Annotated in this window: 1 protein-coding gene; it reads left to right on the forward strand. The window is 73.2% G+C overall.

Going from position 1 to position 2,526, the window contains the following annotated elements:
* Nucleotides 1–288 precede the first annotated feature (288 nt).
* Nucleotides 289–2,490 carry a DUF8189 domain-containing protein gene (locus NBZ85_RS30165; RefSeq protein WP_261557871.1) on the forward strand — a complete coding sequence of 734 codons (2,202 nt, stop codon included), beginning with the start codon at nucleotides 289–291 and terminating at the stop codon, nucleotides 2,488–2,490.
* Nucleotides 2,491–2,526: the final 36 nt, after the last annotated feature.

The raw sequence follows: 2,526 nt of genomic DNA on the forward strand, positions 1-2,526 counted from the left end.
GCAGACCCCCTTCCCACCCGAGCGATGACACTCCCGCCGGCGGTCGGCTGGCCTGCCGGCGACCGCCGGACGCGGCGGCCCGCGCGGCCTTCGGCCAGCTCCGGCCCTCCGCCCATGGCCGAACATCCCGCCCGCCCGGGGCTCCGTGCGGACACTATGGGGACAAACCGGGACTAATAAGTCGGATCAGCACGCCCGACGCTTGCTTCCGCAAAAGCCAACACAACAACGCCGCAACACGATACAACTCCGCACAGCCATTCCTCACCGAAGGGAAAACGATCACGCATGGCGGGGGACGTACCGGTCGACGAACGCGCCCTGATCACCCCGACCGGCCCGGTGGGCGGCCGTTCGCTGCGGGCGGCTCTCGCAGGGGCCGGCGCGTCCGACCCGGCCGACAGTGACCACCCGGCGTCCGGCGACGAAGCACCCACCGTCACCGGCGGTGAATGGACCCTGCACCGCTACGGCCGAGTCCAGGTACTCGGCCGCCCGCGGGACGGCGCGCCCGGTGGCGCGGGGCTGCTCGCGGCCCGTACCGGCGCGGGCCTGCTGCCCCCGGCCGACGGCAGCGTGGTGTCGACCACGGGCGTCTCCCCCGGCCTGAACCGGGCGGAGACGCTGGGTCTGGACGCCTTCCGGCTGCGCGCCAGCACCGCCTACCGCCGGCTCAAGCAGGACCGCCCCCGTGACGGCCATCCGTGGGACATGGACCGGCCCTGCACCGACGTCCCGCCGCCGCGGGGATCCACCGGGCCGGATCCCGACCACTCGGCCCCACTCGCCGCCGCCAACGGCCGGTCCGACCTGCAGAGCCCACTGATGACGCTGACCGCGGCGGGCGCAGCCGACGCCAGCTCGACCGCCGGCACCGCGGGCGGCACCGCGGGCTCCCCCACCAGCTCGAAGCTGGAAGGCGCCGTCGCCGTCGGCCTGATCCTCGTCGAGGGGCCGACCGCCGATCTCCAGTTCACGGCGGCCGAGCGGACCAAGGTCGTGGCCGAGGTGCAGAACGGCCTGTCCTGGTACGCCACCACGAACCCGGCGGCCGACCTCACGTTCCACTACGACATCCAGATCGTGCGCCTGCCCGTGCCGGCGGACCCGAAGGCGACCGATCTGGAGGCCCTCTGGCGGGACCCGACGATGGGTCGGCTCGGCTACGCGGCCACCTTCGACGGCGTCTACGACTACGTCGACGCGCTGCGCGCCCGGCTCGGCACCCAGTGGGCCTACTGCGCGTTCTTCACCAAGTACCCGCTGGGCTACTTCGCCTACTCGTCGGTCGGCGGCCCCCGGATCGTCATGTCGTACGCCAACGACGGCTGGGGCCCGGACAACATCGACCGCGTCTTCACCCACGAGACCGGGCACATCTTCGGCGCCCCGGACGAGTACGGCGGCGCCGGCTGCGACTGCGGCGGCCAGTGGGGCGCGTTCGCCGCCCCGAACGGCAACTGCGACTCGTGCGCCCCGGCGCCGGTGGACTGCCTGATGCGCTCCAACAGCTTCGCGCTGTGCCGGTACACCCCCAGCCACATCGGCTGGGGCCACGGAGTCGGCGGCAATCCGGCGCTGGTCCAGTCGAAGGGCCTCGGCACCGCCGGCAACTTCGACGTCGTCGTGCCGTCGACGTTCGCGGGGATCACCCACCTGTGGCGGGACAACGACGCCGCCGGCTTCCCCTGGCGCGACCCGTGGCAGACCGCGCAGGGCCTCGGCCGCGTCGACGCCCTCACCATGGTCCAGAGCACCCTGGCCACCCCCGGGCCACTGGAGGTCGCCGTCCGGGTCGGCTCGGTGCTGCACTTCCTGTGGCGCGACAGCACCGGGGCGTTCGCCTGGCACGACCCCAAGCAGCTCACCCAGGGCGTCAGCGGGGTGCCCTCGCTCGTCCAGAGCCGGCTGGGGGCGAAGGGCAACTTCGAGCTGCTCATCCCGGCCGCGGACGTCGGCATCCTGCACCTGTGGCGCAACCACGACGTCTACGGCTACCCCTGGAGCACGCCACGGCTGTTCGGCGCGAACCTGGGCCGGGTCGACGCGGTCAGCCTCATCCACGGCACCCTCGGCGGTGGTCCGGGCATGCTCGAGGCCGTCGCCCGGGTCGGCAGCCGGCTGGTGCACCTGACCCGGGACAACGCCGCGGTGTGGCGGACCGGGCCCGAATTCGGCCAGGGCGTGGCGGGCAACCCGGCGCTGATCCAGAGCACCTTCGCCGACGGCGCACGGAACTTCGAGGTGGTCGTCCCCGCCGCCGGCGGCGGGCTCATCCACTACTACCGGAACAACAGCGCGCCGACGCCGTTCTGGAGCGGGCCGCGCCCGTTCGCCGCCGCCCTGGGCAAGGTCGACGCCGTCTCGATGATCCAGAGCAACTTCGACGGCCACCTGGAGGTCCTCGCCCGCGTCGGCGACGAGCTACACATGGTGTGGCGCTCCTCCGGGTCGGGAGCGACCTGGTCGACCCCGCGCCGCGTGTTCTAGCAGGCGGGGTCGACCAGGTCGCTCCCGACCCGGAGG

Source organism: Frankia tisae (assembly GCF_025403405.1).
In the GTDB taxonomy this organism is placed as follows: Bacteria; Actinomycetota; Actinomycetes; order Frankiales; family Frankiaceae; genus Frankia; species Frankia tisai.